The organism is Pseudomonas sp. MYb60 (assembly GCF_002979555.1).
GTDB lineage: Bacteria > Pseudomonadota > Gammaproteobacteria > Pseudomonadales > Pseudomonadaceae > Aquipseudomonas.
On the sequence record NZ_PCOZ01000002.1, the window covers coordinates 89,567 to 101,290 of the forward strand.

10 protein-coding genes and 1 riboswitch are annotated in these 11,724 nt (G+C 61.4%); of the genes, 5 read left to right on the forward strand and 5 right to left on the reverse strand.

Translation table 11 applies throughout. The features are described from left to right. The first annotated feature begins 149 nt into the window (after nt 1-149). Nucleotides 150-1,409 (forward strand): sodium:proton antiporter, encoded by a 1,260-nt coding sequence (locus CQ041_RS03120; RefSeq protein ID WP_105521051.1) that lies wholly within the window; start codon nt 150-152, stop codon nt 1,407-1,409. Here the strand turns inward: CQ041_RS03120 and CQ041_RS03125 are convergent. The 3 genes from CQ041_RS03125 to CQ041_RS03135 form a co-directional block, all read right to left on the reverse strand. Continuing rightward, nucleotides 1,403-2,290 carry a formate/nitrite transporter family protein gene (locus CQ041_RS03125; protein ID WP_105521052.1) on the reverse strand — a complete coding sequence of 296 codons (888 nt, stop codon included), beginning with the start codon at nt 2,288-2,290 and terminating at the stop codon, nt 1,403-1,405. The two genes, CQ041_RS03120 and CQ041_RS03125, sit on opposite strands and share 7 nt — an antisense overlap. A 71-nt stretch (nt 2,291-2,361) precedes the next feature. Then, nucleotides 2,362-4,272 (reverse strand): patatin-like phospholipase family protein, encoded by a 1,911-nt coding sequence (locus tag CQ041_RS03130; protein WP_105521053.1) that lies wholly within the window; start codon nt 4,270-4,272, stop codon nt 2,362-2,364. Nucleotides 4,273-4,373: 101 nt separating this feature from the next. Beyond that, nucleotides 4,374-4,766 carry an acyl-CoA thioesterase gene (locus CQ041_RS03135; RefSeq protein WP_105521054.1) on the reverse strand — a complete coding sequence of 131 codons (393 nt, stop codon included), beginning with the start codon at nt 4,764-4,766 and terminating at the stop codon, nt 4,374-4,376. Between the two features lie 198 nt (nt 4,767-4,964). After that, nucleotides 4,965-5,071, forward strand: a riboswitch (S-adenosyl-L-homocysteine riboswitch). Between the two features lie 21 nt (nt 5,072-5,092). On the opposite strand from CQ041_RS03135, the gene ahcY reads away from it, so the two are divergent. The 4 genes from ahcY to CQ041_RS03155 all read left to right on the forward strand — a co-directional run bounded on the left by ahcY (nt 5,093) and on the right by CQ041_RS03155 (nt 10,442). Continuing rightward, a complete protein-coding gene (ahcY, locus tag CQ041_RS03140; protein WP_105521055.1) occupies nt 5,093-6,502 on the forward strand; it encodes an adenosylhomocysteinase in 1,410 nt (469 codons plus the stop codon). An 89-nt stretch (nt 6,503-6,591) separates the two neighbouring features. Continuing rightward, nucleotides 6,592-7,437, forward strand: a complete 846-nt coding sequence (gene metF / locus CQ041_RS03145) for a methylenetetrahydrofolate reductase [NAD(P)H] (RefSeq protein ID WP_105521466.1) — start codon at nt 6,592-6,594, stop codon at nt 7,435-7,437. Nucleotides 7,438-7,542: 105 nt separating this feature from the next. After that, nucleotides 7,543-8,334: an ABC transporter substrate-binding protein gene (locus tag CQ041_RS03150; protein ID WP_105521056.1), complete on the forward strand. Its 792-nt coding sequence runs from the start codon at nt 7,543-7,545 to the stop codon at nt 8,332-8,334. 221 nt (nt 8,335-8,555) lie between these two features. Continuing rightward, entirely contained in the window at nt 8,556-10,442 is a 1,887-nt protein-coding gene (locus tag CQ041_RS03155) for a DEAD/DEAH box helicase (protein ID WP_105521057.1), read from the forward strand. 68 nt (nt 10,443-10,510) lie between these two features. On the opposite strand, the gene CQ041_RS03160 is transcribed toward CQ041_RS03155, so the two are convergent. Further along, the gene (locus CQ041_RS03160; protein ID WP_105521058.1) at nt 10,511-11,089 is read right to left on the reverse strand and encodes a YceI family protein; all 579 of its coding nucleotides are present in this window, start codon (nt 11,087-11,089) and stop codon (nt 10,511-10,513) included. A 32-nt stretch (nt 11,090-11,121) separates the two neighbouring features. Continuing rightward, entirely contained in the window at nt 11,122-11,673 is a 552-nt protein-coding gene (locus tag CQ041_RS03165; RefSeq protein ID WP_105521059.1) for a cytochrome b, read from the reverse strand. Nucleotides 11,674-11,724: the final 51 nt, after the last annotated feature.

An 11,724-nucleotide genomic window follows, 5' to 3' on the forward strand; every position in this document is an offset into this window, starting at 1 on the left:
AAACCTCACACGCCGCACCCACCGCTATGAACCGCTGCACGCCCAAAGGTTCTACCGGTCTTTTGCCCTGCGCCCTGCAACCTCGCGCCGTGGCTGCGGTCCACCCACCCGTTAATGATCCATCCCCCCCCAACTTCCAAGGACCCCGGATGCTTGAACTTGTCGCCGCTTTCATCTGCCTCACCACCCTGCTCACCTATGTGAACTTCCGTTTCATCGGCCTGCCACCCACCATCGGCGTGATGGTCACGGCCCTGGTGTTTTCCCTGATCCTGCAAGGCTTGAGCGTGCTCGGTTACCCGGGCCTGGAAGAGCGCATCCAGCAATTGATCGGCCAGATCGACTTCGGCGACCTGCTGATGAACTGGATGCTGTCGTTCCTGTTATTCGCCGGCGCCTTGCACGTCAACCTCAATGACCTGCGCAGCTACCGCTGGCCGATCGGCCTGCTGGCGACCTTTGGCGTGTTGATCGCCACCGTGGTGATCGGCAGCCTGGCGTATTACATCTTTGCCCTGTTCGGCTGGCATGTAAGCTTCCTGTACTGCCTGTTGTTCGGCGCGCTGATCTCGCCCACCGACCCCATCGCAGTACTCGGCGTGCTGCGTACTGCCAACGCCTCCAAGCCATTGAAGACCACCATCGTGGGCGAGTCGCTGTTCAACGACGGCACCGCCGTGGTGGTGTTTACCGTCTTGCTGGGTATCGCCCAGCTGGGTGAAACCCCCACCGTCGGCGCAACCGCCATGCTGTTCGCCCATGAAGCCATTGGTGGCGTGGTGTTCGGCGGGCTCATCGGCTACCTGGTGTACCTGATGATCAAGAGCATCGAGCAGCACCAGATCGAAGTGATGCTGACCCTTGCCCTGGTGATCGGCGGCTCGGCGATGGCCACCGAGCTGCATGTCTCGGCGCCGATTGCGATGGTGGTCGCGGGCCTGATCATCGGCAACCTGGGCCGCAAGCTGGCGATGAACGACATGACCCGCCGCTACCTGGACGGTTTCTGGGAGTTGCTCGATGACATGCTCAACGCCCTGCTGTTCGCGCTGATCGGCATGGAACTGCTGCTGTTGCCGTTCAACTGGCTGCACGTGTTCGCCGCCAGCCTGCTGGCGGTCGCCATCCTGTTGTCACGCCTGCTGACGGTAGCCCCGGCGATCCTGTTGCTGCGCCGCTGGCGGACGGTGCCGCGCGGCACCATCCGCATCCTCACCTGGGGCGGTTTGCGGGGCGGGGTGTCTGTGGCGCTCGCCTTGGCACTGCCATTGGGCCCGGAACGTGACCTGCTGCTGAGCATCACCTACATCGTGGTGCTGTCGTCGATCCTGTTGCAGGGGTTGAGTATCGGCAAGCTGGTCAAGCGTGTGACCCGGGACGAGCCCCAGGCCGCACCTGAACCTCACTGATCCTTGTCGAGGGACTGCGGATGCCGTGGGTCCGCAGTCTTCTTGCCCGGCAGGCTGCTTTCGCTGCGAATCTGCGCGTGGCTGATCAACGCGAAGATAAAACTGCCGCCGATGATATTGCCCGCCAGGGTCGGCCCGGCGAACACCAGCCAGAAATCCTTCCACGGCAACTCGCCGGCAAACACCAGGTAGGACACTTCCGCCGAACCGACGACGATGTGGGTGAAATCCCCCAGCGCCATCAGGTAGGTGATGAGGATAATGATCCACATCTTGGCGCTCTCCATGGACGGGATCATCCACACCATGGTGGCAATCATCCAGCCGGAAATGATGCCTTTGGCGAACATCTGGCCGGCGTCGTTTTCCATGATCTTGCGTCCGATCTCCAGAAAGGCCAGGTCGGTCTTGGTGTCGAAGATCGGCAGGTGCAACATCACATAGGCCACCAGCAAGGTGCCGCAAAGGTTACCCACCAGCACCACCGACCATAACCGCAGCAGTCGCCCCGCATTGTTCAGGGTGGGTTTGCTCATGACCGGCAGCACGGCGGTCAGGGTGTTTTCGGTGAACAGTTGCTGGCGCGCGAGGATCACCGCCAGAAAGCCCGCGCAGTACCCGAAGCTGGCAATCACTTTGAACCCTTCGCCCTCCGGCAACCTGGAGTTGAGCAACCCCATCGCCATCAACGACAGGCCCATGGTCAGCCCGGCCGCCAGTGCCGACCACCACAGCGCAGCGACACTGCGCTCCAGCTCCTGATCGCCCTGGGTGCGGATGATTTCATGCAGCACGGCCGCACGGGGTGGCTGATTCTTGTCCACATCCTGTTGCTCTTCCTGCGACAGGTTGGGGGTCTTGCCGTCTTCTTGAGTGGCCATGATTGATCAGAGTCCGAGAGGTGCCTGTAGCTACGACACGCCGCGACATTAGCTGTTCAATGGCCACGTATTTAAACCGGAATGCGCCAAGCCTTGGCCATTTCCACAGTCGTGGAGCTGAACGCGGTGTTCCACGGTTTATTGCGCGCCTTGTAGTGTTGAATGAGGTGGTCAAGCCCGGCATTGAACGCGTCTGGCGTGGTGGCTGCGGCCAGCTTGCGCTCGACATGTTGCAACAACTCCACGTTGGATGCCGGCTGGCCCGGCCGGAAAAGCGACGGATAAATCACCTCGCGGGTGAAATTCTCGGCCTTCACAGCAATGTCGCGCCGTTTCATTTCCGCCACGCCGCTGGCCATTACCCTGGACAGAGGCAAAGCCTCCGCCTCCTTGGCCGCCACCTGCAGCAATTGCTGGAAATTGGGAAATCCCGCCGCATTGAGACGTCGCCCCAGCCACTCGATCCGCTCAGGACTGCGGGCGAGTGCGTCCAGGTTGCGCAGTGCTGCGGCGAGTTTCGGTGTGATTGTCAGTGAATCGCTGGCTTGATTGGCATCGGCAATCGCAGCGTCCAGGGCCTTCAGCGCGTGCAGCGCATCCCTGCGAAACATCAGCACGTCCGCCGCAGCCGGGTCTTTGCGCAGCGGGTCCTGCACGCCGGCGAGCAGTTCATCGTCCATGGCCAGCACCGCTGCATCCAGGGAGTCAAACGGGTGGCTTTCAAGCGCCTGACTGCGCGCACTCAAGTGGGTCGCCACGGTTTTCTGGGCTTGTGCCTGCAAATGCAGTTTCTGCTCGGCGGTCATGGAGAAATTGAGGGTGCCGTTAAGCATGCCGCGAAAATCACCTTTTTCCGTGTTCAGCGGCAAAGTCACCTTCTGGTCGCTCAACGCTTCGAGCCGCTGCGTTTGATAGGCATTGGCCGCCGAGTGCGGTGTACCGGTAAGGGTGTCGACAATGGCGCTGAAAAAATCGCCGCTTGCCTTCGACGTTCCCTGCTCCGCCTCGAACTGGACGATCAGCGCCTCTGGCCGGCTTAGCGGGCTCGGCACAAACGAGCGCTCAATCGCACCCGGTGCAGGCGTATTCGCGAACAACCCACCGTCCTGGAAGCCCGTGACTTCGGCCAGCGCCTGAAACCCTAAGCCTTGCTCCTGCGGGCTCTTGAACAACACCGGCAGTGAACTTGAAATACGCGCAGCACGGGCGATGTCCATATCAGGGGTCAGGCTGGCATTGAACACCACCAACTGCGGACGGCCATCGAACATGCCTGTACCGGTGATGTTGAGTTGCTTGATCGCAGGGATATGTCGACTTAACACCTCAAGGTCACGAAACGTCGGTGCCGCTCCAGCGCTCAGCTTGTCGGCAATGTTCATGACGTCGGCGGGCCGGCGGGCCCTGGGCGTGTCCGCAATATGGGCAAGGATCGATTGGCGCGACTCGTTGCTCATCATCTCTTCGAGGAGCGTCGCCTCGGTCTGCAAGCGCGGCAATAGCGTCAACAATAATTGCGAGACACTGCCGGCTTGACCTGGCAGGTGCCCGGCCAGCTGGCCGAGCTGGGCGCTGATCGTTTGCAGCCAGGCTGTCACCGGGTCTTTGCTGTTGAGCAACGCTGGCATGTCGATGCTGTTGGACAGTTCGCCAAACGATTTGGCCCCCAGTCCACTGGCCAGCAACGCGGCAGAAATCGCCCCGGCGGACGAGCCGGAAATAACCTTCACGCCCTGCAGTTTCTCGCCCTCCTCCAGCGCCTGCACCACGCCAGGAAAGGCAATGCCCTTGGCACCACCGCCGCTGAGCACCAGGTGATGGGGCGGCGGCGGCGACAGGGTCACCTCCACGCGCCCATCGCTATTGCGCTGCAGGCTCAACTTTCGCGGGCCCACACCTGCGACCAGAGGCGTGTTCACGTCCTGGGGGGCAGTTTGCGGTGGCCGTGAAAGACCCTGAACAACCGAACTTGTTATTTTCATTGGCGAGGCGCTCTCTACAGGACGTAATCCTGAGTGATGAGAGAACCTCGGAAAGATCCACGCAGAATGATTTGGCAATGCAAATCATCCTGCGGCGCCGGTTATTCCTCTTGGAACTGGTCCTTCACGTACTTGATCTCGGTACGCCCGTGTGGCGCCGGCAGGCCGTCTTCGCCGAGATTGACGAAGACCATTTTTTCCACGGTGAGGATGCTTTTGCGGGTGATTTTGTTGCGCACTTCACACGTCAGGGTGATGGAGGTGCGGCCGAACTCAGTGGCGGTAATGCCCAGCTCGATGATGTCGCCCTGGCGCGAGGCGCTGACGAAGTTGATCTCGGAGATGTACTTGGTAACAACGCGCTGGTTGCCCAACTGGACAATCGCGTAGATCGCCGCTTCTTCGTCGATCCAGCGCAGCAGGCTGCCGCCGAACAGGGTGCCGTTGGGGTTGAGGTCTTCAGGTTTTACCCATTTGCGGGTGTGGAAGTTCATGGTCACTCCAAAGCGTCTTGCCGAATGATGGGCAACATCATGGCAGAGCCCGGGCCCAAGCTCTATGCGGCATTGCCTATCAGCCCCATGAACGATCTTCATCTGGCCGACAGAAAGGCTTGGGATGTGTGCCGCACACGGCTATAATCGGCGCCGTTTCAAAACGGTCATATCCACTTGTTACCGTTTTCCCGCCACCTGTCCGAGGGGCGCTGCAGCAGGTTCAACCTGTCAGGCTCGGATGGGGCGTTGTCCGGCCTGGTCCACCTGGCCTGATACTAAACGCACAACGGCGCCCATTCGCACACTACGAATGGAGGCTCTTCATGAGCGCTGTCAACACGCCTGCAGATTTCAACGACTACAAAGTCGCCGACATGTCCCTCGCTGCCTGGGGCCGTCGCGAAACCTTTATCGCCGAATCCGAAATGCCAGCCCTGATGGGCCTGCGTCGCAAGTATTCGGCTGAGCAACCGCTCAAGGGCGCGAAGATCCTCGGCTGCATCCACATGACCATCCAGACCGCCGTGCTGATCGAAACCCTGGTTGCCCTGGGTGCCGAAGTGCGTTGGTCGTCCTGCAACATCTTCTCGACTCAAGACCAGGCCGCTGCCGCAATCGCTGCTGCCGGTATCCCGGTATTCGCCTGGAAAGGCGAGACCGAAGAAGAGTACGAGTGGTGCCTGGAGCAAACTATCCTGAAGGACGGCGCGCCTTGGGATGCCAACATGATCCTCGACGACGGCGGCGACCTGACCGAGCTGCTGCACAAGAAATACCCAGCGATCCTCGACCGCGTCCACGGCGTGACCGAAGAAACCACCACCGGCGTGCACCGTCTGCTGGACATGTTGGCCAAGGGCGAGCTGAAAATCCCGGCCATCAACGTCAACGACTCGGTGACCAAGAGCAAGAACGACAACAAGTACGGCTGCCGTCACAGCCTGAACGACGCCATCAAGCGCGGCACCGACCACCTGCTGTCGGGCAAGCAAGCGCTGGTGATCGGCTACGGTGACGTGGGTAAGGGTTCGTCCCAGTCCCTGCGTCAGGAAGGCATGATTGTTAAAGTCTCCGAAGTTGACCCGATCTGCGCCATGCAAGCCTGCATGGACGGTTTCGAAGTGGTTTCGCCGTTCATCGACGGCCAGAACGACGGCACCGAAGCGAGCATCGACAAAGCGCTGCTGGGCAAGATCGACCTGATCGTGACCACCACCGGCAACGTGAATGTCTGTGATGCGAACATGCTCAAGGCCCTGAAGAAGCGCGCTGTTGTCTGCAACATCGGCCACTTCGACAACGAGATCGACACCGCTTTCATGCGCAAAAACTGGGCATGGGAAGAAGTGAAGCCACAGGTGCACAAGGTTCACCGCACCGGCGCAGGCGATTTTGACCCGCAGAACGATGACTACCTGATCCTGCTGGCCGAAGGCCGCCTGGTAAACCTGGGCAACGCCACCGGCCACCCAAGCCGCATCATGGACGGCTCGTTCGCCAACCAGGTACTGGCGCAGATCTTCCTGTTCGAGCAGAAATACGCCGACCTGTCGCCTGCCCAGAAAGCCGAGCGCCTGACCGTTGAAGTACTGCCGAAGAAACTCGACGAAGAAGTGGCCCTGGAAATGGTCCGCGGCTTCGGCGGCGTGGTGACTCAACTGACCAAGACCCAGGCCGACTACATCGGCGTGACCGTCGAAGGTCCGTTCAAGCCGCACGCTTACCGCTACTGATCGACCTGCAGTTGCCGGCTTCTGTGGGAGCCGGCAACTGCATCGATTGTGTATGCCTTCCAGGCTTTTGAGTTTCAAAGGGTATGACCATGTCCCAAGACCGTCGCTACAGCTTCGAGTTCTTCCCCACCAAGACCGATGCTGGGCATGAAAAACTGATGGCGACTGCCAAGCAGTTGGCCAGCTACAACCCCGACTTCTTCTCCTGCACCTACGGCGCCGGCGGCTCGACCCGTGACCGCACGATCAACACCGTGTTGCAGCTGGAAAGCGAAGTCAAAGTTCCCGCCGCTCCGCACTTGTCGTGCGTGGGCGACAGCAAGGACGACCTGCGCGGCCTGCTGACTCAATACAAGCAAGCCGGCATCAAGCGCATCGTCGCCCTGCGCGGCGACCTGCCATCCGGCATGGGCATGGCCAGCGGTGAGCTGCGCTACGCCAGCGACCTGGTGAGCTTCATCCGCGAAGAAAGCGGCGATCATTTCCACATCGAAGTCGCGGCCTACCCGGAAATGCACCCCCAGGCGCGCAATTTCGAGCACGACCTGCAGAACTTCGTGCACAAGGCCAACGCCGGTGCCGACAGCGCGATCACCCAGTACTTCTTCAACGCCGACAGCTACTTCTACTTCGTCGAGCGTGTACGGGCGATGGGCGTGAACATCCCGATCGTGCCGGGCATCATGCCGATCACCAACTACAGCAAGCTGGCGCGCTTCTCCGACGCCTGCGGCGCCGAGATCCCACGCTGGGTGCGCAAGCAACTGGAAGCTTACGGCGACGACGTCAAGAGCATTCAGGCGTTCGGCGAGCAGGTCATCAGCGAAATGTGCGAACGCCTGCTGCAAGGCGGCGCGCCAGGGTTGCACTTCTATACCTTGAACCAGTCCGAGCCGAGCCTGGCTATCTGGAACAACCTCAAGCTGCCACGCTAACGCGTCACTTGCGGTACCAAGGCCCTCGCCCGTGCGCGGGCCTTTTCGTTTCCAAGGCGCGTGCCAGAGCTTCTCTTTAAGGCACGAGCATCGTAACCTCAGGGCATGCCCGTCCTCCTGAAGCTGTTGACTGCCGCCCTCTTTGCTTGCCTGAGCCTGGCCGCTCACGGCGAGAAGTTGCGCATTGTCACCGAGCCCTGGGCACCCTATGTGTATGAAGAACAGGGCGTCATGCGCGGCCTCGACTATGAAACCACGGTGATCGTGTTCGAACGCCTGGGCGTGGAAGTGCAATGGCAATTCCTGCCGTGGAAACGCTGCCTGGCCATGCTCGACCAGGGCCAGGCCGATGGAGCACTGGATATTTTCCACAGCCACGACCGCGATGCCCTGCTGCTGTACCCCAGCGAACCCTTGTCGGATGTGGAGTTCGTGCTGTTCTACGCCAATGAGCGCCCGCACCCGGCCCAGACCCTGGACGACGCCCGCGGCCTCACCGTTGGCACCTCGCCGGGCTACCTGTATGGCCCCGAATTCAGCAATTCACCCCTGTTCAAGCGCGAACCGGCGCCCAGCCACGACGCCAACTTCGGCAAATTGCTGCTGGGCCGCGTCGACCTGGTGATCACCGACCGCCGGGTGGGCCAGCACGTGATCAAGGCAATGGGCCTGGAAGGCAAGGTCAGCCAGGCGCCGGCGGTGGTCAGCCGCCAACAGCAGTTCCTCGCGGTGCGCCGTGGGGCGGGCATGGACCTGCTGGTGCAGCGCTTTGCTGCCGAGCTCAAGCGCTTCAAACAGGAACCGGCCTACACCGCATTGAGCGCCAAATATGGTGGAATCCAGGCAAATACGGCCTCGGGAGGCACCGTTGAGCACCACGAAAGCAGCGCGCAGTGATTGCTCTGTTATACTCCGGCCTTTCCGCCAGGCTCACGCCCGGCCGCTGAGGTCTTGAAAAAGGCACCCAACCCCGCTACAGCGCAGCTTTCAGCCCGCGCGAGCCGGTGGAGTGCCCGCCAGACGCAGCAGGACCGGACGGGGTTGCGCTCCCCTAAGCGCCATTCACGCCCGGCAAGATTATCCCTTTGGGCCAAGCCCTAACTAAAACAGGATTACTCATGTCCTTTGCTTCCCTCGGTCTCTCCGAGGCTTTAGTCCGCGCCATCGAGGCAGCGGGCTATACCGAGCCTACTCCGGTGCAACAGCGGGCCATTCCCGCCGTGTTGCAAGGTCGCGACCTGATGGTTGCGGCACAGACAGGTACTGGTAAAACCGGCGGCTTCGCCCTCCCGATTCTGGAGCGGTTGTTCCCCAACGGTCACCCGGACAAATCCCAGCGTCACGGCCCGCGCCAACCGCGCGTACTGGTCCTGACCCCCACCCGCGAACTCGCCGCCCAGGTGCACGACAGCTTCAAGCTGTATGCCCGCGACTTGAAGTTCGTCAGTGCCTGCATCTTCGGCGGCGTTGGCATGAACCCACAGGTTCAGGCCATGTCCCGTGGCGTCGACGTACTGGTGGCATGCCCTGGCCGTTTGCTCGACCTGTGCGGCCAAGGCAGCGTCGATCTGTCCCACGTAGAAATCCTCGTGCTGGACGAAGCCGACCGCATGCTCGACATGGGCTTTGTCCATGACGTGAAAAAGGTCCTCGCGCGCCTGCCGGCCAAACGTCAGAACCTGCTGTTCTCGGCAACGTTCTCCCAGGACATCACCGCCCTGGCTGGCAAGCTGCTGCATAACCCGGAACGTATCGAAGTCACGCCGCCGAACACCACGGTCGAGCGTATCGAGCAGCGCGTGTTCCGCCTGGCGGCCAGCCACAAGCGTGCGCTGCTGGCGCACCTGATCACCGCCGGCGCCTGGGAACAAGTGCTGGTGTTCACCCGCACCAAGCACGGCGCCAACCGCCTGGCCGAGTACCTGGACAAGCACGGCCTCACCGCCGTCGCCATCCACGGCAACAAGAGCCAGAACGCACGCACCAAGGCCCTGGCTGACTTCAAAGCCGGCACTGTACGCATCCTGGTCGCCACCGATATCGCCGCCCGCGGCCTGGATATCGACCAGTTGCCACACGTGGTCAACTTCGAGCTGCCTAACGTCGATGAAGACTACGTGCACCGTATCGGCCGTACCGGTCGTGCCGGTCGTTCGGGTGAAGCCATCTCCCTGGTTGCACCGGACGAAGAAAAACTGCTGAAAAGCATCGAGCGCATGACCAAGCAGAAAATCGCCGACGGCGACCTGATGGGCTTCGATGCCAGCGCCGTGGAGGCCGAGAAGCCAGAAGCGCGCGAGCGTCCGGACGTGCGCAACCCGCGCAACCCACGTGGTCCGAAGGGCGATGGCCCGAACGGCGGCGGTGGTGGCGGTGGTCGTCGCGACAAGGGCAAAGACAAAGGCGGCAAGGAAAAAGCGCCTACCAACGGTCGTGGCGAACGCCCGGCCCGCGAGCAGAAACCCCGTGAAGGCACCCCGGCCCGCGAACAGCGCCAGCCGAGCCAGCCGCCACGCGCTGCTGCCGACCGCGCGCCGGACGAGTTCCTCGACGACGACGTGGATAACTTCGGTAACCGCGTCGACTATGTGCCGCAGGCCAAACCGGCTCAAGGCCGTGGCCGTCGTCCAGGTGCCCCGGCACAGGGCGCAGGCGCAGGCGCTCCACGTGGCGGTCAGCCACAAGGTGGTCGTCAGAATGGTCCACGCAACAGCAGCGGCGGCACCACCGGTACCCCGCCTGCCAAGCGCAACGGCCCGCGCAGTGGTGCACCACGTGATGGCCAGGCCCGCCGCGAAGACTCGCGCAGCAACAATCGTCGCCCAGCCCGCGATGACCAGCCGCGTTCGTCCGAGCCAGCGGTGCAAAACCCGCGTGGCGGCCCGGCGCCGAAGATCATCCACAAGGAGTCGAAGGCTGATCGCTTCCCGACACCTGAGCAACTGGATCAGTTGCCAGGCCGTCCTCGTGGTGAAAAACCAGCGTTGCTGACCCGCAACCGCTGAGTCTTTGTAGCCCATAAAAAATGCCCCGCCTCTTTCGAGCCGGGGCATTTTTTTTGACTCAACACAAATTACTTCTGCTTGACGCCTTCCAGCGAGATGTCCAGGTCAACGGTCTGCGACGTCGGGCCTGGGCCTTTGACGCCGAAATCGTTCAGGTTGACGGTGGTCTTGGCGTTGAAGCCAGCACGTTCGCCACCCCATGGATCCTTGCCTTCACCGTTGAAGGTAGCCTTGAAGACCACTGGCTTGGTCACGCCGTGGAAGGTCAGGTCGCCGGTCACGTCAGCGGTGTCTTTACCGGTGGATTTAACCGCGGTGGAGACGAACTTGGCGTCGGCAAACTTGGCAACGTCCAGGAAGTCTTTGCTGGCGATGTGCTTGTCACGCTCTGCGTGGTTGGACCACAGGCTGGCGGTTTTCACGTCGACCGCGATTTTGCTGGCCTCAGGCTTGGCGGCATCCCAGCTGAACGAGCCATCCCAGTCCTTGAAGGTACCGTGGATGAAGCTGTAGCCCAGGTGGCTGATTTTCCAGTCGATGAAGGCGTGCTGGCCTTCCTTGTCGATCTTGTAGTCAGCCGCCATTACCTGACCTGCAGACAGCAGGGCCGTACCGATTGCCAGAGCGGCGAGGGTCTTTTTCAACATGCTTTCTATTCCTTGTGAGTCGAGGTTGAACATCAGGCTTTGCGCCCCAGCATTCGCAGCAGGGTCACATCACGATCAATGAAGTGGTGTTTCAACGCAGCCACGCCGTGCAAGCCGGCGAAGACCACCAACACCCAGGCCAGGTACAGGTGCACCAGGCCCGCGTTGTCTGCCTGGTCCGGTAGCCCGGAAACCACGGCAGGAATATCGAACAGACCAAATACCGGGATACCGACACCGTCTGCGGTGGAAATCAGGTAACCGGCGATCATCACGGCGAACAGCCCGAGATACAGGAACCCGTGGCCCAACGCAGCCCCCAGTCGGGTCATGCGGCTGTAGCTCGCCAGCGGCGGCGGCGGCGGGCTGAGCAGGCGCCAGACAATACGCACCAGCATGATGGCGAACAGCGTGATGCCAATGCTCTTGTGCAGGTCCGGCGCGTCTTTGCGCCACGCGCTGTAGTAGTCGAGGCCGACCATCCACAGCCCCAGGGCGAACAACCCAAACACCACCAGGGCCACGCCCCAGTGCAAGACGATGCTGACCCAACCATAGCGGGCCGACGAATTTCGTAATTGCATGTTCCAAATCCCGTAAGAACTGCGCCCAAGACTAGCGATTTACCTATCGAA

Coding starts and splice junctions, on each gene's coding strand:
- CQ041_RS03120 (WP_105521051.1), top strand. CDS start 150: ATGCTTGAACTTGTCGCCGCTTTCATCTGCCTCACCACCCTGCTCACC.
- CQ041_RS03125 (WP_105521052.1), bottom strand. CDS start 2,290: ATGGCCACTCAAGAAGACGGCAAGACCCCCAACCTGTCGCAGGAAGAG.
- CQ041_RS03130 (WP_105521053.1), bottom strand. CDS start 4,272: ATGAAAATAACAAGTTCGGTTGTTCAGGGTCTTTCACGGCCACCGCAA.
- CQ041_RS03135 (WP_105521054.1), bottom strand. CDS start 4,766: ATGAACTTCCACACCCGCAAATGGGTAAAACCTGAAGACCTCAACCCC.
- ahcY (WP_105521055.1), top strand. CDS start 5,093: ATGAGCGCTGTCAACACGCCTGCAGATTTCAACGACTACAAAGTCGCC.
- metF (WP_105521466.1), top strand. CDS start 6,592: ATGTCCCAAGACCGTCGCTACAGCTTCGAGTTCTTCCCCACCAAGACC.
- CQ041_RS03150 (WP_105521056.1), top strand. CDS start 7,543: ATGCCCGTCCTCCTGAAGCTGTTGACTGCCGCCCTCTTTGCTTGCCTG.
- CQ041_RS03155 (WP_105521057.1), top strand. CDS start 8,556: ATGTCCTTTGCTTCCCTCGGTCTCTCCGAGGCTTTAGTCCGCGCCATC.
- CQ041_RS03160 (WP_105521058.1), bottom strand. CDS start 11,089: ATGTTGAAAAAGACCCTCGCCGCTCTGGCAATCGGTACGGCCCTGCTG.
- CQ041_RS03165 (WP_105521059.1), bottom strand. CDS start 11,673: ATGCAATTACGAAATTCGTCGGCCCGCTATGGTTGGGTCAGCATCGTC.